The organism is Variovorax sp. 160MFSha2.1, from assembly GCF_048305075.1.
GTDB lineage: Bacteria > Pseudomonadota > Gammaproteobacteria > Burkholderiales > Burkholderiaceae_C > Variovorax > Variovorax guangxiensis.
Genome location: NZ_CP157624.1, coordinates 2,267,724 through 2,289,848, shown reverse-complemented (window position 1 = coordinate 2,289,848; position 22,125 = coordinate 2,267,724). Strand labels below are relative to the sequence as shown.

General features: G+C 68.4%; 20 protein-coding genes. 10 read left to right on the top strand and 10 right to left on the bottom strand.

Annotated elements, in window-relative coordinates; translation table 11 throughout:
* Nucleotide 1: 1 nt before the first annotated feature.
* Complete coding sequence (msrA, locus tag ABL838_RS10090) at nucleotides 2-553, bottom strand: peptide-methionine (S)-S-oxide reductase MsrA (protein WP_369658854.1); 552 nt, start codon at nucleotides 551-553, stop codon at nucleotides 2-4.
* Between the two features lie 102 nt (nucleotides 554-655).
* Between msrA and ABL838_RS10085 the strand changes: the two genes are divergently transcribed.
* From ABL838_RS10085 to ABL838_RS10070, 4 genes are read left to right on the top strand one after another with little or no spacing between them, the layout of a single operon-like run.
* On the top strand, nucleotides 656-1,378 hold the full coding sequence (locus tag ABL838_RS10085; protein ID WP_126024090.1) for a TetR/AcrR family transcriptional regulator: 723 nt from the start codon (nucleotides 656-658) through the stop codon (nucleotides 1,376-1,378).
* A gap of 21 nt (nucleotides 1,379-1,399) precedes the next feature.
* Nucleotides 1,400-2,077, top strand: a complete 678-nt coding sequence (locus ABL838_RS10080; protein ID WP_126024089.1) for a protein-L-isoaspartate O-methyltransferase family protein — start codon at nucleotides 1,400-1,402, stop codon at nucleotides 2,075-2,077.
* A gap of 20 nt (nucleotides 2,078-2,097) precedes the next feature.
* Nucleotides 2,098-2,442, top strand: a complete 345-nt coding sequence (locus ABL838_RS10075) for a rhodanese-like domain-containing protein (RefSeq protein WP_184636076.1) — start codon at nucleotides 2,098-2,100, stop codon at nucleotides 2,440-2,442.
* Nucleotides 2,443-2,464: 22 nt separating this feature from the next.
* Entirely contained in the window at nucleotides 2,465-4,015 is a 1,551-nt protein-coding gene (locus tag ABL838_RS10070) for a TolC family outer membrane protein (RefSeq protein ID WP_126024087.1), read from the top strand.
* 30 nt (nucleotides 4,016-4,045) lie between these two features.
* Here ABL838_RS10070 and ABL838_RS10065 read toward each other — a convergent pair whose 3' ends face one another.
* Both ABL838_RS10065 and ABL838_RS10060 read right to left on the bottom strand, forming a co-directional pair.
* Nucleotides 4,046-5,434: a 3-deoxy-D-manno-octulosonic acid transferase gene (locus tag ABL838_RS10065; protein WP_184636071.1), complete on the bottom strand. Its 1,389-nt coding sequence runs from the start codon at nucleotides 5,432-5,434 to the stop codon at nucleotides 4,046-4,048.
* 17 nt (nucleotides 5,435-5,451) lie between these two features.
* A complete protein-coding gene (locus tag ABL838_RS10060; RefSeq protein WP_418125216.1) occupies nucleotides 5,452-6,834 on the bottom strand; it encodes a phosphomannomutase/phosphoglucomutase in 1,383 nt (460 codons plus the stop codon).
* 112 nt (nucleotides 6,835-6,946) lie between these two features.
* Here ABL838_RS10060 and ABL838_RS10055 point away from each other — a divergent pair, with 112 nt between their 5' ends.
* The 3 genes from ABL838_RS10055 to ABL838_RS10045 are packed head-to-tail and all read left to right on the top strand — an operon-like array spanning nucleotide 6,947 to nucleotide 10,052.
* Nucleotides 6,947-8,548 carry a DNA-3-methyladenine glycosylase 2 family protein gene (locus ABL838_RS10055; RefSeq protein ID WP_418125215.1) on the top strand — a complete coding sequence of 534 codons (1,602 nt, stop codon included), beginning with the start codon at nucleotides 6,947-6,949 and terminating at the stop codon, nucleotides 8,546-8,548.
* A gap of 6 nt (nucleotides 8,549-8,554) precedes the next feature.
* Nucleotides 8,555-9,052, top strand: a complete 498-nt coding sequence (locus tag ABL838_RS10050) for a methylated-DNA--[protein]-cysteine S-methyltransferase (RefSeq protein WP_126024083.1) — start codon at nucleotides 8,555-8,557, stop codon at nucleotides 9,050-9,052.
* Between the two features lie 49 nt (nucleotides 9,053-9,101).
* A complete protein-coding gene (locus tag ABL838_RS10045; RefSeq protein WP_184636065.1) occupies nucleotides 9,102-10,052 on the top strand; it encodes a DMT family transporter in 951 nt (316 codons plus the stop codon).
* 18 nt (nucleotides 10,053-10,070) lie between these two features.
* On the opposite strand, the gene ABL838_RS10040 is transcribed toward ABL838_RS10045, so the two are convergent.
* Nucleotides 10,071-10,742: a DUF1345 domain-containing protein gene (locus tag ABL838_RS10040; RefSeq protein WP_369658862.1), complete on the bottom strand. Its 672-nt coding sequence runs from the start codon at nucleotides 10,740-10,742 to the stop codon at nucleotides 10,071-10,073.
* A 326-nt stretch (nucleotides 10,743-11,068) separates the two neighbouring features.
* Between ABL838_RS10040 and ABL838_RS10035 the strand changes: the two genes are divergently transcribed.
* Both ABL838_RS10035 and ABL838_RS10030 read left to right on the top strand, forming a co-directional pair.
* Nucleotides 11,069-11,833 carry a hypothetical protein gene (locus ABL838_RS10035; protein ID WP_260319235.1) on the top strand — a complete coding sequence of 255 codons (765 nt, stop codon included), beginning with the start codon at nucleotides 11,069-11,071 and terminating at the stop codon, nucleotides 11,831-11,833.
* Between the two features lie 114 nt (nucleotides 11,834-11,947).
* The gene (locus tag ABL838_RS10030; RefSeq protein WP_184636061.1) at nucleotides 11,948-13,561 is read left to right on the top strand and encodes a class I adenylate-forming enzyme family protein; all 1,614 of its coding nucleotides are present in this window, start codon (nucleotides 11,948-11,950) and stop codon (nucleotides 13,559-13,561) included.
* On the opposite strand, the gene ABL838_RS10025 is transcribed toward ABL838_RS10030, so the two are convergent.
* From ABL838_RS10025 to ABL838_RS10015, 3 genes are read right to left on the bottom strand one after another with little or no spacing between them, the layout of a single operon-like run.
* The gene (locus ABL838_RS10025; protein WP_418125214.1) at nucleotides 13,543-15,096 is read right to left on the bottom strand and encodes an acyl-CoA synthetase; all 1,554 of its coding nucleotides are present in this window, start codon (nucleotides 15,094-15,096) and stop codon (nucleotides 13,543-13,545) included. The two genes, ABL838_RS10030 and ABL838_RS10025, sit on opposite strands and share 19 nt — an antisense overlap.
* 5 nt (nucleotides 15,097-15,101) lie before the next feature.
* Nucleotides 15,102-16,238, bottom strand: a complete 1,137-nt coding sequence (locus ABL838_RS10020) for a DUF5938 domain-containing protein (protein WP_126024078.1) — start codon at nucleotides 16,236-16,238, stop codon at nucleotides 15,102-15,104.
* A 35-nt stretch (nucleotides 16,239-16,273) separates the two neighbouring features.
* Complete coding sequence (locus ABL838_RS10015; protein ID WP_184636055.1) at nucleotides 16,274-17,077, bottom strand: SDR family NAD(P)-dependent oxidoreductase; 804 nt, start codon at nucleotides 17,075-17,077, stop codon at nucleotides 16,274-16,276.
* 240 nt (nucleotides 17,078-17,317) lie between these two features.
* Between ABL838_RS10015 and ABL838_RS10010 the strand changes: the two genes are divergently transcribed.
* The gene (locus ABL838_RS10010; RefSeq protein WP_311736988.1) at nucleotides 17,318-17,956 is read left to right on the top strand and encodes a TetR/AcrR family transcriptional regulator; all 639 of its coding nucleotides are present in this window, start codon (nucleotides 17,318-17,320) and stop codon (nucleotides 17,954-17,956) included.
* A gap of 15 nt (nucleotides 17,957-17,971) precedes the next feature.
* On the opposite strand, the gene ABL838_RS10005 is transcribed toward ABL838_RS10010, so the two are convergent.
* The 3 genes from ABL838_RS10005 to ABL838_RS09995 form a co-directional block, all read right to left on the bottom strand.
* Nucleotides 17,972-18,946, bottom strand: coding sequence for a LysR substrate-binding domain-containing protein (locus tag ABL838_RS10005; protein ID WP_418125213.1), 975 nt, complete (start codon nucleotides 18,944-18,946; stop codon nucleotides 17,972-17,974).
* A gap of 68 nt (nucleotides 18,947-19,014) precedes the next feature.
* The gene (locus ABL838_RS10000) at nucleotides 19,015-20,442 is read right to left on the bottom strand and encodes an FAD-binding oxidoreductase (protein ID WP_418125212.1); all 1,428 of its coding nucleotides are present in this window, start codon (nucleotides 20,440-20,442) and stop codon (nucleotides 19,015-19,017) included.
* Nucleotides 20,443-20,466: 24 nt separating this feature from the next.
* The gene (locus tag ABL838_RS09995) at nucleotides 20,467-21,783 is read right to left on the bottom strand and encodes an MFS transporter (RefSeq protein WP_418125211.1); all 1,317 of its coding nucleotides are present in this window, start codon (nucleotides 21,781-21,783) and stop codon (nucleotides 20,467-20,469) included.
* Between the last annotated feature and the right edge of the window lie 342 nt (nucleotides 21,784-22,125).

Below are 22,125 nucleotides of genomic sequence, written 5' to 3'. Positions count from 1 at the left end.
ATCAGGCCTTGAGGCGGGACGCGAAGGTCTTCTGGAACTTCTCGACCTTCGGGCCGACGACGAAGGCGCAGTAACCCTGGTTCGGGTGGTTCAGGAAGTAGTCCTGGTGGTAGGCCTCGGCCGTCGAGTAGTTGGCCAGCGGGGCCACCTCGGTGACCACGGGCGAGGAGTAGGTCTTGCTGGCCCCGATCTCGCGGATGACGTCTTCGGCCACCTGCTTCTGGGCATCGTCCGTGTAGTAGATGCCGCTGCGGTACTGGGTGCCGACGTCGTTGCCCTGGCGGTTGAGCGTGGTCGGGTCGTGCACGACGAAGAAGATTTCGAGGATCTCGCGCAGGCTGATCTGCGCCGGGTCGAATTCGAGCTTCACCACCTCGGCGTGGCCGGTGCGGCCGGTGCAGACCTGCTCGTAGGTCGGGTTGACGGCTTGACCGTTGCTGTAGCCCGACTCGACGTCGATCACCCCCTGCACGCGGTCGAAGACCGCCTCGGTGCACCAGAAGCAGCCTCCACCCAGGACGATGGTTTCGGTGGCCGACGATGAAGTGGACATGGTGCTGCTCCGGCGGAGGTTGAAAAGGCGAACCCGATATTGTCGCGGCTTGACGTGACGGATGCCCGTCACTACATTACTAACCCACGAGTCATTAAGAGTATGTCCACGCCCCGCTCCTTCGTCGACAAGATCTGCCCGGTGCGCGCCAAGCGCGAGCGCCGGAAAGAGGCACGCCCCGGCGAACTGCTGGCGGCCGCGCTCGATCTGTTCGTCGAGAAAGGCTTTGCGGCGACACGCTCCGAGGAAGTGGCGGCCCGCGCCGGCGTTTCCAAGGGCACCCTCTTTCTCTACTTCCCGAGCAAGGAAGAGCTCTTCAAGGCCGTGGTCATGGAGAACCTCGGAGGCCGTTTCACCGAGTGGAATGCCGAGTTCGAGGCCTTCGAGGGCACCACCGCCGACATGCTGCGCTACTGCATGAACGTGTGGTGGGAGCGCGTCGGCAAGACCCAGGCCTCGGGCCTGACCAAGCTCATGATGAGCGAGGGCGCCAATTTTCCGGCGCTCGCGGAGTTCTACCGCGAGCAGGTGGTCCGGCCCGGCCACGAGCTGCTTCGGCGCATCTTCCAGCGCGGCATCGACAGCGGCGAATTCGCGCCCATGGACATCGACCACGCGATCTACTCGGTGGTCGCGCCCATGGTCTTTCTCATGCTCTGGAAGCATTCGGCCATGGTCTGCGTCGACGCAACGGCGGCGCTCGACCCCGAAAAATACGTGGCGACCCAGGCCGAAGTGGTGATCAACGGCCTCAGCGTGCGTCCCGGAAGGCCGACCGAACCGGGGGTGTCATCGGCGGCACCTAAAATTGAAGGTTTGTCCTGAGCCCACAAGGAAAGCCACGCCATGAACCCCACCCCCACCCTCGAGCGCTTGCGCTTCAACATGATCGAGCAGCAGATCCGCCCCTGGGACGTGCTCGACAACGACATCCTCGAGCTGCTGGCCCGGATCCACCGCGAGGACTACGTCCCCGACGCGCACCGCACCCTCTCGTTCTTCGACATGGAACTGCCGCTGCTCGACGGCTCCGTGCCCGGCGAAATCATGCTGTCGCCCAAGGTCGAGGCCCGCACGCTGCAGGACCTGCACATCAAGAAGCACGAGACCGTGCTCGAGATCGGCACCGGCTCCGGTTTCATGGCCGCCCTGCTGGGCGCCCGCGCCGCGCAGGTGCTCTCGCTCGAAATCAACCCCGTGCTGGCCGCCCGCGCCGCCGAGACGCTGCGCCGCAACGGCGTGACCAACGTCGAGGTGCGCCATGCCGACGGCTCCGTGCCCCTGCCCAGCGGCCCCAGCTTCGACGTGATCGTGCTCAGCGGCTCCGTCGCACGCATTCCGCAGAACCTCCTGGGTTCGCTGAAGGTCGGCGGCCGCCTCTCGGCCATCGTGGGTGACGAGCCGATGATGCGCGCCCACTTCGTGACCCGCACCAGCGAGAGCAAGTGGGACACCATCCAGCCCTGGGACACGATGGCGCCGCGCCTGCTGAACTTCCCCGAGCCCTCGCGCTTCGCGTTCTGAGCATACGGTTGACCCAGAGCATGATCGACCAAGTCCGCCCCGCCGACCTCGCCGCCTGGTTCGCGCAGAACGCCGACGCCACCCCCGTGCTGCTCGACGTGCGCGAGCCCTGGGAGTTGCAGACGGCGAGCGTCACGCCCCAGGGCTTCACCCTGGTGGCGATTCCGATGAACGAGATCCCCGGGCGGCTGGCCGAGCTGAATGACGGCCAACCCGGACTCCGGATCGCCTGCCTGTGCCACCACGGCGCGCGCAGCCAGCGCGTGGCCGCCTTCCTGCACCAGAACGGCTTTGACCAGCTCGCCAACGTGGCGGGCGGCATCGACGCCTGGTCCTCGCACGACCCCAAGGTCCCGCGCTACTGATTCTTTCCCCCAAGGACGTTCAATGCCCCCCAGGCCCCGGCTTTCGCCTCTTTCCGCAGCGCTCGCTACCACCTTCGCAGCCCTGCTCGCATCGCCGGCCCTGACCCAGGCCCAGACACTGAACGAACTCTACGAATCCGCCCGCGGCTTCGACGCCACCTACCAGGGCGCGCGGGCACAGTACGACGCGAACATCGCGCGCGCCGCGCAGGCCAAGGCCGGCATCCTGCCCAGCGTGGGGCTCACGGCCGGCGTGACGCGCAGCGACCTCGACATCGACACCCTCACGGGCGCCGGCCGGGGCACCTCCGCCTCGCGCGACTTCAACACGCAGAACGTCGGCATCAACGCCACCCAGCCGCTGTACCGGCCCGCCAACTGGGCCACCTACGAGCAGGGCAAGCGCCAGGCCGAGATCGCCCAGGCGGTGCTCACGATTGCCGAGCAGGACCTGATCGTGCGCGTGAGCCAGGCCTATTTCGACGTGCTCGCGAGCCAGGACAGCCTGGCGCTCGTGCGCGCACAGAAGGTGGCCGTGGCCGAGCAGCTGGCTTCGGCGAAGCGCAACTTCGAGGTCGGCACCTCCACCATCACCGACTCGCGCGAGGCCCAGGCCCGCTACGACCTGGTGATCGCGCAGGAAATCGCCGCCGAGAACGACCTGCAGGTGAAGAAGGTGGTGCTCGACCAGCTGGTCGGCCGTCCCGGCAGCGTGCCGGTGCCGCTCGCCGTGCCGGTGGTGCTGCCGACGGCGACGCCCGCCGACATCAACGCCTGGGTCTCGCAGGCCGACGAGGCGCATCCCGCCATCCGGCAGGCCCGCCTGGGCCTCGACGTGGCCGGGCTCGAAGTGGACAAGGCCAAGGCCGGCCACAAGCCCACGCTGGACGCCAACCTGGGCTACAACGTCACGCGCAACCCGACCGGCACCAGCACGAGCACCGTGGGCACGCGCGTCAACGCGGCCACGGTGGGCGTCACCTTCAACCTGCCGCTGTTCGCCGGCTTCGCCACCGAGAACCGCATCAAGGAAACCCTGGCGCTCGAAGACCAGTCGCGCAGCGTGCTCGAAGGCACGCGCCGCAGCGTGGCGCAGGCCACGCGGGCGGCCTACCTCGGGCTCGTCTCGGGTGCCGGCCAGGTGAAGGCGCTGGAAGCCGCCGAGGCATCGAGCCAGAGCGCGCTCGACGCCAACCGGCTCGGCTACCAGGTGGGCGTGCGCATCAACATCGACGTGCTGAACTCGCAGAGCCAGCTCTACCAGACCAAGCGCGACCTCGCACAGGCCCGCTACAACGTGCTGCTGGGCAACCTGAAGCTGCGCCAGGCCAACGGCACGCTGACGGTGGACGACATGAACGCGATCAACGCGACGCTGGCCAGCAGCGGCAGCGTGCCGGCCGTGCCGCCGGCCATCGGTCCCGACCGCGGCACGACGACGCCCGCGGTGCCCGTGACGCCGCCGAGCATTCCAGTGGTTCCGCCGGTGCAGACGCCGCAGTTCAATCCACCCGCGCCGACGATGCCGACGGCACCCGTGCCGCCGGTGATCGTGAATCCGCCTGTGCGCTGAGCCGCCGGGCGCGGCTTCAGCTCTTTTCGATCAGTCGAGCGTGGGCTCGGCCCGCGCCGGCTCGCCGCCCTCTTCCACCGGCTCGCCTTTCGCCGTCACCGGCTGCGCAGCCTGCGCGATGGCCAGCACCGCGGCAGCCGTGCGCTCGGCCGCCCCGCGGTTCGACGAGGAGAACGCCAGCGCGGCCTGGGCCATGGTGGCGCGGCGCTCGGGGTTCTCGACCAGCTTCAAGGCGGCCGTTACGGCCTGCTCCATGCCCTCGACGCGCAGCGATGCGCCGGCAGCCAGCGAAAGCTGCGCCGCCTCGGCGAAATTGAAAGTCGACGGCCCCATGACCACCGGACAGCCGCAGGCCGCCGGCTCGATCAGGTTCTGCCCGCCCAGCGGCTCGAAGCTGCCGCCGAGCAGCGCCACGTCGGCAAGCCCGTAATAAAGCGCCATCTCGCCCAGTGAATCGCCGAGCCAGATCTCGGCCTCGGACGGCTGGCCCGCCGCGCTGCGGCGCGCCACCGCGAAGCCCTCGGCTTCGATCAGCGCCGCCACTTCGTCGAAGCGCTGCGGATGGCGCGGCACGATCATCCATTGCACGTCGTGCACGCGCTTGGAAATCGAGCGGATCGCGCCCTGCTCGGGGGGCACGGGCGAAGTCGCGCCGAAGCGCTTGAGCACTTCGAGCAGCATGCGCTCCTCGCCGTCGCGCGAACTCGCCAGCACCACCATCGGCTTGGGCAGGCGCTCGCGCAGCGAAGCGGCCGCTGTGAGCTGGCGCGCATCGGGCGTGGCATCGAACTTCACGTTGCCGTAGATGCCGGCGACCTTGGCGCCGAGCGACACCAGCCGGTGGGCATCGGCCTCGGTCTGCGCCCAGACGGCCGTGAGGGCCGAGTACGCGGGCCGCGCCAGCCAGGCAAGGCGCTCGGCGGCGGCCAGCGATTTCTCGTTGAGGCGCGCATTGGCCAGCACCAGCGGAATGCGGCGCTCGGCGCAGGCGGCCGTCATCTCGGGCCAGACCTCGGTTTCCATCAGCACGCCGATGCGCGGCTGGAAGCGGTCCAGGAAGCGCCCGACCGCGCCCGGCGTATCCCAGGGCTGCCAGACCTGCGTGTCGCCCGGCTCGAGCAGCTTGGCGCCCTCCTCCCGGCCAGTGGCGGTGCCGTGCGTGAGCAGGATCGGCACGCCCGGGTACTGCCGGCGCAGCTCGGCGATCAGGATGGCGGCCGCGCGCGTCTCGCCGAGCGAGACCGCGTGCACCCAGCACTGGGCCTGGCCGGTGGTGGCTTCGTCGTAGTAGCCGAAACGCTCCTCCACGGCCACGCCGTAGCCGGGCTCGGCCTGCGCGCGGCGCCGCAGCTTGCGGCGCACGAGCGGTTGCACGACGGTGGTGAAGACGCCGTAGAGGCGCAGCAGCAGGGAACGCACAGGCTCGTCGGTTGTGTTCAGTGCGCCGCTTCGCCGACCTTGGCGTCGGGCTTGGCGGTTTTCAGAAGGGCCAGCATTTCGGCCTCGATGCGCTTGAGCGCCGCATCGGTCTGGCCTTCGAAGCGCAGCACCAGCACGGGTGTGGTGTTCGACGCACGGATCAGCCCGAAGCCATCGGGCCAGTCGACGCGCAGGCCGTCGATGGTCGAGACCTGGGCGGGCGCGGCAAAGGCAGCGCTCTTCACCAGCTTGTCGACCACCGCGTGCGGCTCGCCCTCGGCGCAGGCCACGTTCAGCTCGGGCGTGGAGAAGCTCGTGGGCAGCGCGTTGAGCACGGCGTTCGCGTCCGGGCTCTTGCTCAGGATCTCCAGCAGGCGGCAGCCCGCATAGGTGCCGTCGTCGAAGCCGAACCAGCGCTCCTTGAAGAAGATGTGGCCGCTCATCTCGCCGCCCAGGGGCGAGTCGATTTCCTTCATCTTCGCCTTGATGAGCGAGTGGCCGGTCTTGAAGATCATCGGCTTGCCGCCCGCGGCCTCGATGGCCGGGCCAAGGCGCTGCGAGCACTTCACGTCGTAGACGATGGTGCCGCCGGGCACGCGCGAGAGCACGTCCTGTGCAAACAGTTGCATCTGGCGGTCGGGGAAGATGTTCTGGCCGTCCTTGGTGACGATGCCCAGGCGGTCGCCGTCGCCGTCGAAGGCCAGGCCCAGTTCTGCGTCGCCGGTGGCCAGCGCCGCGATCAGGTCCTTCAGGTTCTCGGGCTTGCTCGGGTCGGGGTGGTGGTTGGGGAAGTTGCCGTCGACCTCGCTGAAGAGCTCGGTCACCTCGCAGCCCAGGGCGCGGAAGATTGCCGGGGCCGAGGCGCCGGCGATGCCGTTGCCGGAATCGACCACGATCTTCATCGGGCGCGCCAGCTTGATGTCGCCAGCAATGCGCTTGATGTATGCATCGGTCACGTCGACCTTGCGCACGCTGCCACCCGGGGCGAGCTGGGCAGAGCCGGCTTCCATGGTCCTGCGCAGGGCCTGGATCTCGTCGCCGTAGATCGCGCGGCCGGCAAGCACCATCTTGAAGCCGTTGTAGTCCTTGGGGTTGTGGCTGCCGGTGACCTGGATGCCGCTGGTGCACAGCGTGTGGGCCGCGAAGTACAGCATCGGCGTGGTGACCGCGCCCACGTCGATGACCTCGATGCCGGTGGCCACCAGGCCCTTGATCAGCGCCTCGGCCAGCGCCGGGCCCGACAGGCGGCCATCGCGCCCCACGGCCACCGACTTCTCTCCCGCCGCGCGGGCCGCGCTGCCAAAGGCCCTGCCGAGCGCTTCCGCTACCTCCGCATCGAGAGTGGCCGGCACGACGCCGCGGATGTCATAGGCCTTGAAGATCGACGCGCTGAGCTGCATGGAGAGGCGTTTCCCTGATGGTTTTGCAAACCGGGCATTGTAGGCAAGGGCCCGGCTGGCCACATGTCCGGAAACGGCCAGTTGAAACGAGTCGAAACCGTATCATTTCTCCATGCCTGCCAACCACCATTCCACCGAAGCGCTCGAGAGCGACGCCTGCTACCTGGCGATGAAGACGCATGACGCGCGCTTCGACGGGTCGTTCTTCACCGCGGTGACATCCACCGGCATCTATTGCCGCCCGGTCTGCCGCGTGAAACTGCCGCGGCGCGAGAACTGCCGGTTCTTCCGCCATGCGGCACAGGCCGAGGCCGCGGGCTTCCGTCCCTGCCTGCGCTGCCGGCCCGAATTGGCACCGCGCGCGGCCAGCTGGTCGACCGAAGACGCCTCGCGCATCCTCGCGCTGCAGGCGGCACGGCTGATCGACGAGCCAGACGCCTGGTCGGAAGACGGCCCCGGCGCCGCGCAGATCGCGGCACGCCTGGGCGTGAGCGACCGCCACCTGCGGCGCATCTTCGAGTCGCAGTTCGGCGTCTCGCCCCTTCAATACCTGCAGACGCGCCGCCTGCTGGCCGCCAAGCAGCTCATCGCCGACACGCGCCTGCCGATGACGCAGGTCGCGCTGGCCAGCGGCTTCGCCAGCGTGCGGCGCTTCAACGCGGCCTTCCTGGAGCACTACGGCCTGAATCCGAGCGCGCTGCGGCGCGTTGGTGGCGACGCAGATGGCAGCGGTAGCAGCCAGGGCAAGGCCATCGAGGTCCGGCTGGGCTTTCGCCCGCCCTACGACGCCAACGCGATGCTGGGCTTCTTCGCGCGGCGCGCGCTGCGCGGCGTGGAGGTCGTCTCCACGGCCGGCGGCAAGGAGCCCGCCAAGGGCAGCACGCCCGAGTACGTAAAGCTGATCCGCACCCTGCGCATCCAGCAGGGCGGTCAGGCCCACGCCGGTTGGCTGCAGCTGCGCTTCGACCTGGAACGCGAGCAGATGCTGCTGTCGGTCAGCGACTCGCTGGCCGCCGTGCTGCCCATCGTCATCAGCCGCGCCCGTGCCCTGTTCGACCTCGACGCGGAACCGATGGCGATCAACGCGGCACTGCACGCGGCCTTTCCGCACGGCGACGGACTGCGCGTGCCCGGCGCGGTCGACGGCTTCGAACTCGCGGTGCGCGCGGTGCTGGGCCAGCAGATCACTGTGGCCGCGGCACGCACGCTGGGTTCGCGGCTGGTCGAGGCCTTCGGCGAGCCGCTGGCCACGCCCGTCGAAGGGCTGAACCGGCTCTTTCCAACCCCGGCCGCCATCGCTGCCGCGAGCGGCGACGAACTGGGCCGGCTCGGCATCGTGCGGCAGCGGCAGACGGCGCTGCAGGCCATCGCGCGCGAAGTCGCTTCCGGCAAGCTGGCACTGCATGCGGGGGCCGACGTGCCCTCCACCATCGCCGCGCTGCAGGAGTTGCCGGGCATCGGCGCCTGGACAGCGCAGTACATCGCGATGCGCGCACTGCGCTGGCCCGACGCCTTTCCGGCCGGCGACGTCGCGCTGCAGAAGGCGCTGGGCGTGACCACCGCACGCGCCGCCAGCGAAGCCTCGCAGGCGTGGCGGCCGTGGCGCAGCTATGCGGTGCTGCGAGCCTGGCATGCGCCCGGTGCGGCCCCTTCTCCTGTTCCGGCGAACGACGCCGGTTCTCCCCTTGTTGCAACGGCAGGCGTCGCAGCCTGAAGCGTCATGAAGTTCAAGAGCAAAGTCATCTACACCTCGCACATCGACACGCCGCTGGGCGGCATCACGATGGCCGCCACCGACAAGGGCCTGGCCGGCGTCTGGTTCGACCAGCAGCGCCACTGGCCCGACACCAGCGGCTGGGTCGCGAAGGAAGACCACCCGGCGCTGGTCGAGGCGGCCGCGCAGCTGCGCGACTACTTCGCCGGCAAGCGCGAGAGCTTCGACATGAAGCTCGACCTCTCGCACGGCACCGCCTTCCAGCAGAGCGTGTGGCAGCAGCTGCTGGCCATTCCGGCCGGCGCCACCACGAGCTACGGCGCGCTGAGCGTCAACGTGGGCAACCCGGCCGCGGTGCGCGCGGTGGGCGCGGCCGTGGGGCGCAACCCGATCAGCGTGATCGTGCCCTGCCACCGCGTGCTCGGCTCGGACGGCTCGCTGACCGGTTACGCTGGCGGGCTCGAACGCAAGACGGCATTGCTGCAGCTCGAAAAGGCGATCTGAGCAATCCAGGCGCATAGCAAGAGAAAGAAAGAGATCGATCAGAGGACGCATGACCACAACGAAGAACAACATCGCCGCTGCCACTCCCGCCAAGCCCCTCGCACCCACCGCCTGGCTCATCGACCTGGTGCTGCTGGGCGCGCTGTGGGGCGCCTCCTTTCTCTTCATGCGCATCGGCGCCGCCGAGTTCGGCGCTCTGCCGACGGCCGCGGTGCGGGTGGCGATCGCCGCGCTGTTCCTGCTGCCCATCGCGCTGCTGCGCGGACAGGGGCCGTCGCTGGCGAAGCACTGGAAGGCCAGCCTGCTGGTCGGCGTCTTCAACTCGGGCATGCCGTTCGCGCTCTTCTGCTTCGCGCTGTTGACCATCAACACCGGCCTTGCGGCGGTGCTCAATGCCACAACGCCGATGTTCGGCGCGCTCGTGGCCTGGGCCTGGTTCCGCGAGCGGCCGGCGAACTGGCGGCTGGTGGGGCTGGCGATCGGCTTCGCGGGCGTGGCGATGCTGGCGAGCCGCAACGCGGGCCTGCATTCCGGCGCCAGCGGCAATGCGGCGCTCTTCGCGGTGCTGGCCTGCCTGGGCGCGTGCCTTTGCTACGGCATCTCGGCCAGCGCCACGCGGGCCTACCTGGGCGGCGTGCCCGCGCTGACCACGGCCACCGGCAGCCAGATCGGCGCCACCGCATTCCTCGCCCTGCCCGCCATCTGGCTCTGGCCCGCGCAGATGCCCAGCCTGCGCGCGTGGCTCGCGCTGCTGGCACTGGGCATCGCCTGTACCGGTGTGGCCTACATCCTGTTCTTCCGACTGATCGAGCGCGCCGGCCCGGCCCGCGCGCTGACGGTGACCTTCCTGGTGCCGGTGTTCGCGCTGTTCTACGGCGCGGTCTTCCTGGGCGAGAGCATCACGCAGTGGATGCTGATCTGCGCGGTGGTGATCGTCTGCGGCGTGGCGCTTTCGACCGGCATCGTCAAGCCCGGCTGGCCACGCAAGGCCGCGGCCTGAACGGGCATCGCGAGGCGCCTAAACGGCGCCCGCGACCACGTTCACCGAGAGCGCCAGCACCAGCATGTTGAAGGCGAAGGCCAGCACGCTGTGCAGCAGCGTGATGCGCCGCATCTCCTTGGAAGTCGCCTGCACGTCGGACACCTGCGAGGTCATGCCGATCACGTACGAGAAATAGAGAAAGTCGAAGTAGTCCGGCGCGTCGGGCGCATCGCCCTTGCCCGGAAAGTCGAGGCCGCCGTCGGGCGTGCCGTCGCGCTGGTCGATGTAGTAGCGGTGCGCGTAGTGGAAGGCGTAGATCGTGTGCATCGTCAGCCACGAGCCCGCCAGCGCCACCAGGCCCAGCGCGATGTGCGCCGCCCGCTCCAGGCCGCTCAGCCCCTTCACCTGCTGCAGCAGCATGGCGATGGCCACCACGCTCATCGCCACGACCACCAGCATCGACACCAGGATCACCACGTTGGGCTGGTCCAGCGACTGCGCCCGCTCGCGCGTGCGCCTCGCGTCGAAGGTACTGGCCAGCCACCAGGACAGCACCTGGTACACGCCCACGGCCGCGCACCAGCCGGCCAGCCCGCGCGCCATGCCGCTCATCGGCACCGGCATCAGCGCAGCGACGACGGCGCAGCCCGCGGCCGCGCCGTAGAGAAGACGCTGGGGGCCGGTAGTGGTGGAAAGGTGTCTGCGCATGACGGCACTGTAGCGCCCGCCAAGGCGCGCAATGGCCGTCGCGGCGTAGAGGAATTCCTACAACCACTGCGGCATTCCGCGCATCCGCGGGACGCGCGCGCGCCACTACTGTCGTCGCTGCCGTCCAAGGGAGCCCCGCCCGGAGCACGCCAGCGTCACCTGAAGTCACGACAGCGCGCCCGCGGCATTCATTCATTTCCGGTCCTCCGGGGCCATCAAGGATCCGCTTCATGCCGCTCTTCACGCCGCTGCATCGCCGCACTCGTTCCCGCGATCGTTTCCTGCTCTCCAGCCTCATCCACCAGCCTGCGCTGCTCGGTGCCGGCATGCTGCTGGCAGCCGTGCCGGCCTTCGCCGACCCCTCGCCCGCGCTGGACCGCTTCAGCCTCTCGGTCGGCGGCTTCAGCGCCGATCCGAAGCTCGACGCTTCCTTCGGCACGGCCTACGGCGCCCTGCAGACGGGCGACGTCAAGCCCGGCCGCGTCACCATGCCGCGCATCTCGGCCGACCTGCTGCTGGGCGACAGCCAGGGCATCTCCTTCGACTACTACCGCTATAAGCGCGACTATTCGGGCGGCATCGACAGCACCACCTCACTGGGCCCCTTCGGCACGCTCAACACCTTCGGCAACGCCAACATCAGCACCAAGCTCGACTTCGCCAAGCTCTCGTACAAGTGGTGGATCGGCTCGGGCAACACCGTGTTCGGCCTCGGTGCCGGCGCGGCCTACTACCGGGCGACGCTGGGCACCACCGCGCTGGCTTCGGTGAACGGCCAGATCGGCACGCTCAGCGAAAGCTCCAGCGGGAGCACCGTGGCGCCGCTGCTCGAGATCGGCGTGCGGCACGCCATCACGCCCGACCTGCGGCTCTTCGCCGACGCCTCCGGCGTGTGGAAGAGCAGCGGACGCTTCCACGGCAACATCTACAACGCCTCGGCGGGCGTGGAATGGTTCCCTGTGAAGAACATCGGCGTGGTGCTGGCCTATGGCGTGACGAACATCGACCTGACGCGCGAGAACGACTTCGCGGAGTCGCGCCTGAAGGTCAAGCTGCAAGGGCCATCGGCCTTCCTCAAGGCGCGCTTCTAGCAGCCTCTGCGGCCGCCTGCGGGGCGGTAGCCAGTCTTCGCAAGACGCGGCGCGGGATGCGGCCTTAGGCTGCGCGCATTCCCGACGCATCATCGAAGAACGGAGACGAAGAGCATGCCCGCAGCCGCCCCCGGCCCTGTGCCGTCGCAGTTCCATTCACGCATCTCGCGCATCGCACTGGGCGACGTGGTCCACCGCAGCGCACGCCGCTTCGGCGCGCGCACCGCGCTGATCGAAGGCGAGCACCGCATCACCTACAGCGAACTCGACGCCGCATCGAACCGCTTCGCGCACCACCTGCTGGGCCTGGGCCTCGCGGGCGGCGACCGCGTGGGCATGCTGTGCAACAACTCGATCCAGATGGTGGTCGCCATGCTGGGCATCCAGAAGGCGGGCCTCGTGTGGGTGCCGATCAACACCGCGCTGGCGGTGGATGCCATCGGCTACATCCTCGGCCATGCCGGCGTGTGCCACATGGTGATCGACACGGCGCTGCACGCGCGGCCCGAATTGCGCGAGCTGCTGGCCGAGAAAGGCGTGGCGCCCATCCTCTGCGTGCTCGACGGCGACGCGCCGCCCGCCGGCGTGCCCACGGTGCCGCAGACCATTGCGCAAGGCCCGGCGACGCTGCCCGAGGTGCCCATCGACAGCACGCAGCTCGCGCTCATCATGTACACCAGCGGCACCACCGGCCGGCAGAAGGGCGTGATGCATTCGCACGCCTCGGTGCATTCGGTGCTGCTGAGCAACATGGTCGAATGGGGCAGCAGCCCCGAGCGCGCCGATGTTTGGAGCAGCGTGCTGCCGCTCTTCCACTGCGGCCAGCACACGGTGCTGATGTCGGCGCTGGCGGTGGGCGGCTCGCTGGTGGTGCTGCGCGGCTTCGACCCTGGCGCGGTGCTCGCGGCCATCGAACGGCATCGCATCACGGTGATGGTCGGCCTGCCGATGATGTACGGCGCGCTGCTCGCGCACCCGCAGCGCACCGCGCGGGACATCTCGAGCCTGCGGCTTTGCGTGTACGCGATGGCGCCGATGTCGCGCACGCTGCTGCTGCGCCTGCTCGACGAGTTCTGCCCGAACTTCGCCCTCGTCTCGGGCCAGACCGAGATGTACCCAGGCGCCACCATCTTCGAAGCGCACGAGCAGCGCAGGCGCTTCGGCTCCTACTGGGGCGTGGGCACGCTGGTGAACGAGGTCGCCGTGATGGGCGACGAGGGCGAGCTGCTGGGGCCCGGGCAGGTCGGCGAGATCGTCTTTCGCGGCCCCAACGTGATGCTCGGCTACTACAACGACCCCGAGGCCACGGCGAACGCGCAGCGCTTCGGCTGGCACCACTCGGGCGACTTGGGCAAGCTCGACGCCGATGGGCAGCTGATCTTTCTCGACCGGCTCAAGGACATGGTCAAGTCGGGCGGCGAGAACGTGCCCTCGATCAAGGTCGAGGAGGTGCTGCTGCGGCACCCCGCCGTGCTCAACGCGGCGGTGGTGGGCCTGCCGCACGAGCGCTGGGGCGAGGCCATCACCGCTTTCGTCACGCGCAGGCCCGATGCGCCGGCGGACTTCGACGAGGACGTGCTCACCGCGCACTGCAAGGAGCACCTGGGCGGCTTCGAGGTGCCGAAGAAGATCGTCTTCCTGCCGGCGCTGCCGATGACATCGACCGGCAAGATCCAGAAGTTCGAGCTGCGCCGTGCGCACCACGACCACTACGAGCGCGGCGGCTGATCCGCGCGCTGCAGCAGCGTCGCGCGCACCTCCTTCTTCAGCACCTTGCCCACCCTGGAACGCGGCAGGTCGAGCCACACCTCGATCTGCTTGGGCGCCTTCACGCTGCCGATGCGAGACTTGACGAAGGCCTTGACGTCCTCGACATCCACCTGCCTGCCGTCGTGCAGCTGCAGCACGGCCACCACGCGCTCGCCCCACTTCTCGTCGGGCAGGCCGACCACCGCGCTGTCCTGCACGTCGGGGTGCTGCAGCAGAGCCTGCTCGACCTCCGCCGAATAGACGTTGAAACCGCCGGAGATGATCATGCCCTTGGCGCGGTCGACGATGTAGAGAAAGCCGTCTGCATCGAGGTAGCCGATGTCGCCAGTGTGGTGCCAGCCGTGGCGCGAAGCCTCTTCGGTGGCGCCCGGATTCTTGTAGTAGCCGAGCATCACCAGCGAGCCGCGCACCACGATCTCGCCGCTTTCGCCGGTGGGCAGCAACTTGCCTTCGCCGTTCATTACGGCGACCTGCACCAGCGGCCCCGGCCGGCCGGCCGACGCGAGGCGTTGGCGCGCGACGGTGCCGTCGGCGTTGAAGTGCTCGCGCGGCGACATCATCGAGATCATCATCGGCGCCTCGGTCTGGCCGAAGAGCTGGGCCATGACGGGGCCGATCTTCTGCAGCGCCTCTTCGAGCCGCGCGCAAGACATGGGCGCCGCGCCGTACCAGAAGCACTGCAGCGAATCGAGCCGGGTCTGCTCGAGCCGAGGATGCTGCAGCAGCATGTAGATCAGCGTGGGCGGCAGGAAGGTGTGGGTGACGCCATGCGCCTCGACGAGGCCGAGGAACTCGGCCAGATCGGGCCTGGGCATGATGACCACTTGCCCACCCAGGGCCATGATCGGCAGGCAAAGCACGCCGGCCGCGTGCGTGAGTGGCGCGAGCGCGAGGTAGACGGGCCGGCCCTCGAAGGGATAGCCCATCAGCGTCAGCGCGGACATCGCTTCCAGGTTGCGCCCCGAGAGCATCACACCCTTGGGCTGGCCGGTGGTGCCGCCGGTGCCGGCGATCATCGCGACGTCATCGGGCGGCGCGATGTCGAGCTGCGAATCGTCCAGGCCTTCGAGCCAGTCGTCCATGGAAGGGGCGAAAGGCAGCCGCTGGTCGAGGCACACGAGCGCGCGCAGCTTGGGCAGCTGCGAACGCATCTGCTCGACCATGGATGCGTAGTTGCCGTGGAAGACCAGGCAGGCGCAGTCGAAGGCGTCGAGCACGAAGGCGTTCTCGCTCGCCTCGTTTCGCGGATTGATCGGGCACCACACGCAGCCCGCGCGCGAGATGCCGAACACCGTGGCGAATGCGGTGGCGTCGTTGCTCGAGAGCACGGCCACCTTGTCTCCGGGCTCGATGCCGGCGCGCTGCAGGCCGCGCGCCACGCGCCAGCTGATGCGCTGCACTTCGCCGTAGCCGAGGTCCTTGCCGGCCATGGTGAGGCACGGCGCGTGGGCGCCCAGCTGGGCGCCCTTGTCGAGATAGTCGACGAGGCGCATGGAAGTCAGCCCATCCGGGTGAGCACGGGCTCCTGCACCAGTCCGAAGCCGCGCAACGCCCCCAGCAGCTCGCGGTGCCCGAAGGCCTGGCAACCCGAGGCGAAGCCTGCGCGCCGCGGCGGCTGCTGCAGCAGCGAGGCCGCCGCATAGGCCTGCAGCAGGCCGGTCTGCTTGTAGTTGCAGTTGCCGAAGATCACGCAGTGCACGCGGCCCAGCGGCCCGGAGGCATGCACCGAGTCGACGGACTTGTTGATGCGCGGGTTCTCGCGCGGGGGCATGGTGTTCATCACGCCCGAAGCGGTCTGGGCCAGCGCGGCATAGCGGTCGTCGTCGTTCATGCCCTCGGTGGCCTTGAGCGCGGCGGCCACGATCTGCGGCACGCCCTGCATCAGCGCCTTGTTGAAGACCCCGCCGAGCACCTTCACGTTGGCCACGCGCGGATCGCGCCTGAACCACACCGGGTGCGAGGTGCCTCCCCAGGGCAGCGCGAGCGCCGCCTCGTGCTGGCCGGGAATGGACAGGTGGTAGAGGCCCGCGTCGGGCTGCCACTCCACGTACTCGTTCTGCTCCAGGTAGAAGGCCTTGGAGGTGGCGGCGTTCACCAGGATGGTCTGGGTGGATGCGATGGTCGGGCTGCCTCCCCAGAACACGGCGATGTCGAGGGTGTCGAGGCCGGGCGTCTCCAGGCAGATCTGCGCCGCGATCTCGCCTGTGGTGTACATGTGGGCGAGGCCCGGCGAGAGCAGCAGCCCCGCCGCGGCAAAGCGCGCGCCGTATTTCTGGTCCAGCGTGATGAGCCAGTCCTGCTCGCCGGTGGTGTCGGTGTAGTGGCAGCCGGCGGCGAGGCAGGCGTCGACGACCTCAGGGCCGAACCGGGCGAAGGGGCCGACCGTGTTGAGCACGACCGAGGCACCGGTGAAGAGCTCGGTGAGCGCCTCGACCGAGTGCGCCACTTCCACCACCTCGTAGCTCGCGGTCTCGATGCCGGGCACGTTGGCCTTCATCGCCGCCTCCACCTTCTGCGCGCTGCGGCCCGCGGCGATGAAGGGGATGTTGTATTCGCGCAGGTATTCGCATACCAGCCGGCCGGTGTAGCCGGAAGCGCCGTAGACGACGACGGGTTTCTTCTTGCTGTTGCTCATGTTGTGTCTCCTTCCTGATTGCTTGCCTGCGTGACTTACATGCCCATGCCGCCATCCACCGCGATGCCGGCACCGGTGATGAACCGGGCCGCGTCGGAGCAGAGGAAGACCACCACGTCGGCCATGTCGCCGACTTCGCCGAGACGGCCCAGCGGTGTCTGGCCGACCACGTCGCCCACGGCCGCCTCGACGCTGGGCGCAAGGCCGGCGGCCACGATGTCCTGGGCGAGTTTCATGCCCATCTCGGTGGGCACGAGCCCCGGGTAGATGCAGTTCACGCGCACGCCGTAGCCCAGCTTGCCTGACTCCATGGCCGCGACGCGCGTTGCGCGGTCGACGGCAGACTTGGTGGCGGAGTAGCCGGAGATGGCGGGGAATGCGATGGTGGCGGCGACCGACGCGATGTTGACCACCGCCCCGCCCTTGCCCGCGCTGCCGCCGGGACGCATCGCGCGGAACGCGTGCTTCATGCCGAGCAGGGTGCCGGCCACGTTCACGTCGAGCATGCGGCGCAGGTCGTCGCCGTCGACGTCGACCACCAGCGAGGTGATCTCGATGCCTGCGTTGTTGACGAGGATGTCGAAGCCGCCGAGCTCCTTCACCGTGGTCTCGGCGGCCGAGGCCCAGTCGCCGTCCTTCGTGACGTCGAGCGGCACGAAGCCCACCTTGGCCCCGGAGGAAGCGAGCCTGGAGGCGGTTTCCCGCCCCAGGTCGGCGAGCACGTCGCCGATCATCACGGACGCGCCGGCGATGGCCAGCGTCTCGGCGATGCTCGCGCCGATGCCGCGCGCACCACCCGTCACGAGCGCACGGCGCCCTTTCAAGTCGAACTTGGCCATCACTTGTCTCCTGTGGATATGTTGTGAGATGGAGCGGCCATCCTAGAAATCGACTTTACGACTGTCAAGATTTTTCTAGTCACTCGTCAAGTTTTTCTAGAATGGCATCCGTGGCACGCCGGATGCGGGTTCTCCCGCTTGCGTGCTATGTTCTGCAATCACGAGGAACACAGGGTCGGCATCCACGCGGCCCGGCTTTCAATGACGACACATCAACGGGTAAAGAAACACGCTGAACGAGTGCCCAAGGCGCGGGTCGACAAGTTCTCCGAGCGCCGCGCCGAGCTGGGCGAAGCCGCGCTGACCACGCTGGCGGCACTGGGCTATGCGCGTACGAGCCTGCGCGAGATCGCGCAGAACTCCGAGTTCTCGCACGGCGTGCTGCACTACTACTTCAGCGACAAGGTCGACCTGATCATCTGCAGCGTGAAGCAGTACAAGGCCCGCTGCGTCACGCGCTACGACCATGCGGTGGAAAGCGCCACCACCTACGACGAACTGATGGACGGCTTCCTCAAGAGCCTGGGCGACACGCTCTGCGACGAAGGCCACGTGCACCGCCTCTGGTACGACCTGCGCTCGCAGGCCCTTTTCGAGGAAGCCTTCCGCACCGACGTCGTGCAGATCGACAAGAGCCTGGAAGACATGATCTGGCGCATCATGAGCCGCTTCGCCGAGCTTTCCGGCGAGCAGCCCGGCATGTCGCCATCGGCCACCTATGCGCTGTTCGACGGGCTCTTCCAGCAGGCATTGCTGAAGCACATGTCCGGCGACACGAAGGCCGTCGAGAACATGCAGGCCGATGTGCGCCAGGCCATCATGCGCCTCTTCACCCCTGCTGCAAAGGCCGCGCCCGCGGCCCGCAAGCGCCGCGCCTGAAGCGAAGGGCCGGCCCTACTTCTCGGCGCTCTTCGTGGCGCTCTTCACCGGCGCGAGCGCACGCGCGCCGGCCCACTGCCCGCTCTCGCACAGGTCGCGCACCACGTCGCCGATCAGCGTGCACACCGCGCGCTTGGCGTTCGTGGTCGGCAGGTGCACCGAAACGCACAACCCCAGCGTGCGATGCATCGAAGGCGAATCGATGCGGTGCGCCACGAGCCGCCCCTCCTGCACCTCGCGCTGCGCAAGTCCGAACGGCATGATCGTCGGTCCCAGCCCTGCCTCCACCGCCGCCTTCAGCGTATAGACGGAGTTGATCTCCGCCGCCACCCGCGCAGCCGGATGGCCCGCCTGCTCCAGCACCGTGTCGACGAGCCATCGCGTGCAGTGCCCGTGGGCATGGGCCGGCCACACCAGCGGCCGCGCGGTGGCCTGCGCGATGCTCACGTCACCAGGCGGCAGCGCATGCGGGCTCTGGGGCGAGTCGAGGAAAACGAAGTCTTCCTCCACCAGCGGAACGAAGCGGATGTCCTCCTCGGGCATGGTGGGCGAGAACATCGCCACGTCGACCCGGCCGCGCAGCAACTGGTCGGCCATGTTGCCGGTGAGTTCCTCGTTCAGATGCAGCACCACGTCGGGATAACGCCGCGCAGCAGCGCGCATCAGCGGCAGCGCGATCATCGGCGACACGCTCTGCGGCAGCGCCGCCACCACCGATCCCGCCACGGACTCGGCCGCGACGTGCACCGCGGCCTTCGCGTCGCGCACCTGCTTGGTGATGCCCTGCGCGTATTCGTAGAAGACCTTGCCGGCCTCGGTCATCGCAACGCCGTTGCGGCTGCGCAGAAGCAGTTGCGTGCCGAGTTCGGATTCGAGCTCGGCCATCTGCTTGCTCAGGGCCGACTGCGCGATGAAGAGTTGCTGCGCGGCGCGCGAGAGGCTGCCGCAATCCACGATGGCAACGAAGTACTTGAACTGGCGCAACTCCATCAGGGGGCCTCCGGCCGCTCGCCGCAAGGTGCGGGCAAGGCCGGAAATTCTAGATCGCACACCCGCGCTCAGCCCTGGGACAGGGCGACGACCTTCCCGGGGTTGAAGATGTCATGCGGGTCCAGCGCTTTCTTCACTGCACGCATCAGCGCCACGGTGTGCTCGCCATGCTCCTCGACCAGGTACCTCATCTTGTGCAGCCCCACGCCATGCTCTCCGGTCGAAGTCCCGCCGTAGCGCAGTGCGCGCTGCACCAGCCGATGGCTGAAGGCCTCGGCGGCATCGTTCTGCGCCGCATTTCCCGGGTCCACCAGCACCAGGCAATGGAAGTTGCCGTCGCCGACATGGCCCAGCACCGGCACCAGCAGCCCGTGTTCAGCGATGTCGGCCTGCGTCTCCTCGATGCATTGCGCGAGCGCGGAAAGCGGCACGCAGGCATCCGTGCTCAGGCTGCGGCAGCCTGCCTTCAGCTGCAGGCATGCGAAGTAGGCGTGATGGCGCGGCGTCCACAGGCGCGAGCGTTCCTCGGGCCGCTTCGCCCACTGGAAAGCGCCGCCGCCATGACCGCTCGCGATCTCGCGCACGATGCCCGCCTGCTCGTCGATCTGCGCCTGGCTGCCGCCGAACTCCAGGAACAGTGTCGGATGCTCGCCGAGCGTGGTGCGGCTGTGCGCGTTCACGGCGCGGATGGTCAGTGCGTCCAGCAGTTCGGCGCGCGCCAGCGGCACGCCCATCTGGATCGCCTCGATCACGCAGTCGACCACAGCTCGCACCGATGGAAAGTGCACCACAGCGGCAGCGTACGTCTCGGGATGCGGATGCAGCCGCACGGTGACTTCGGTGATCAGCCCCAGCGTGCCCTCGGATCCGCAATACAGCTGCGTGAGGTTGTAGCCCGCCGAACTCTTGCGAGCCCGCGAGGCGGTGCGCACGACCTCTGCGTCGGCCGTGACCACCGTGAGGCTCACGAGGTTGTCTCGCATGGTGCCGTAGCGGACGGTGTTGGTGCCTGAAGCCGCCGTTGCGACCATGCCGCCGATGGACGCATCGGCGCCGGGATCGACCGAGAAGAAGAAACCCGTGCCCTGCAGCGCCGCGTTCAACTGCCCCCGCGTGACGCCCGCCTCCACCGTGGCCGTGAGGTCGCCGGGCCTGATCGCAAGCACCTTGTTCATCTGGGAGAAGTCGACGCACACGCCGCCCACCACCGCCAGCAGATGCCCTTCGACCGACGAGCCCACACCGAAGCCTATGACCGGCACCCGCTCCTTCGCGCAGGCTCGCACCACGAAAGCCGCTTCTTCCGTGCTGCGCACATACACCACCGCATCGGGCGGCCGGGGCGGATAGATCGACTCGTCCGTACCATGCTGCAGCAGCACGCTCTTGCTGGTGGAGAAGCGCTCGGCGAACCTGCTCTCCAGCAGGGCGAGCAGCTCGGGCGATGGCGAACGCCGTGTGTTCGAGCGCACGGGAATGTTCACGATGGAGTCCATGGATGTCTCCTGGCCAGGTACCGATCAGCGCTTCGGCGAGGTGGCGCCCCGCCCGACGAACAGCACCAGCACGGCGCCGATCACCAGCAGCGCCGCGAGCATGTGCAGCCCCGCATCGGTGCTCTGCGTCGCATCCTTGATGAGCCCGATCAGGTACGGCGCGCTGAAGCCCGAGAGATTGCCGAAGGAGTTGATGAGCGCGATGCCCGCGGCCGCCGCCGCACCGCCGAGGAAAGCCGTGGGCATGCCCCAGAAGACCGGGAAGGTCGACATGATGCCCATCGTCGCCAGCGTGAGCCCGGCCATCGCGAGCGTCACGTCGCCGTGGGAGGCCACGCTCAGCATCAGCCCGATCGCGCCGACCACCGCGCCGGTCGCACTGTGCCAGCGGTACTCGAGGTGGCGGTCCGCGCTGCGGGCCATGAAATACATCGCGATCACGCCGAATGTCCATGGAATGGCGCTGAGCAGGCCGATGTCGAGCGCCCCTTTGACACCCGCCGCCTTGATGATGCTGGGCAGCCAGAACGAGATGCCGTACAGCCCCGAGGTGTAGGCGAAGTACACCAGCGCCAGCAGCCACACGCGGCCGTTGCCCAGCACGCCGGCGACGCGCGGCTCGGACTTGCCCGCGGCCTCGGCGGCGATGTCGCGGGCGATGAGTTCGCGCTCGGCCGGCGTGAGCCAGCGCGCGTCCTTCACGCGGTCGTCGAGGTAGCGCCACACGATCAAGCCAAGCGCCACCGTCGGCAGCCCCTGCAGCAGGAACAGCCACTGCCAGCCCGCCCATCCGTTCACGCCGCCCATGCCCTGCAGGATCCAGCCCGAGAACGGCCCGCCGAGAATGCCCGCGAACGGGATTGCCGCGAGGAACAGCGAGGTCGCCTTGCCGCGCCGCGCGGCCGGATACCAGTAGGTGAGGTAAAGAATGATGCCGGGGAAGAAGCCCGCCTCGGCCGCTCCGAGCAGGAAGCGGATCACGTAGAACGACAACGGCGAACCCACGAACATGGTGCCCGCCGAAAGCAGGCCCCAGGTGATCATGATGCGCGCGATCCAGCGGCGCGCACCCACGCGGTGCAGCACCACGTTGCTCGGCACCTCGAACAGGAAGTAGCCGATGAAGAAGATGCCCGCGCCCAGCCCGTAGACCGCGTCGCTGAACCGCAGGTCGCCCTGCATCTGCAGCTTGGCGAATCCGACGTTCACGCGGTCGAGGTACGCCACGATATAGCAGAGGAACAGCAGCGGAATCAGCCGCCATCCGACCTTGCGGTAGACGGCATCGGAGGTGCTGTCGAAGCGGCCCTCGCAGGGCTGCGCGATGGTGCTGGTGCTCATGGGGTGTGTCGCTTTCCTTCGCCTGGTTCGGCTGCAGGCGATGGTCGCGTCCACACCCCGCCTCGCCGTTGCGGGTTTCCACGCAAGATTCATATGGATTGAAGATCGGCGTATCTCGCGTCGAGATGCGCAATGCAGGTGCGTTCACGAAGACGGTGCGCGCCGCGCCGGGACAGTGTTCCAGCAGAAAGTTGTTCCACCAGTCTGTGGAAATCTTTGTGGATAACGCAGGGACAACATCGGCGTTGCCAGCATCCGTGCGGGCCGTCGCCAGAGTGCCTGTATTCGAGGCAACCGCCTCTTGACTTTTTCCACCGACAGGCTCGGCAAAGACGCGGCGAC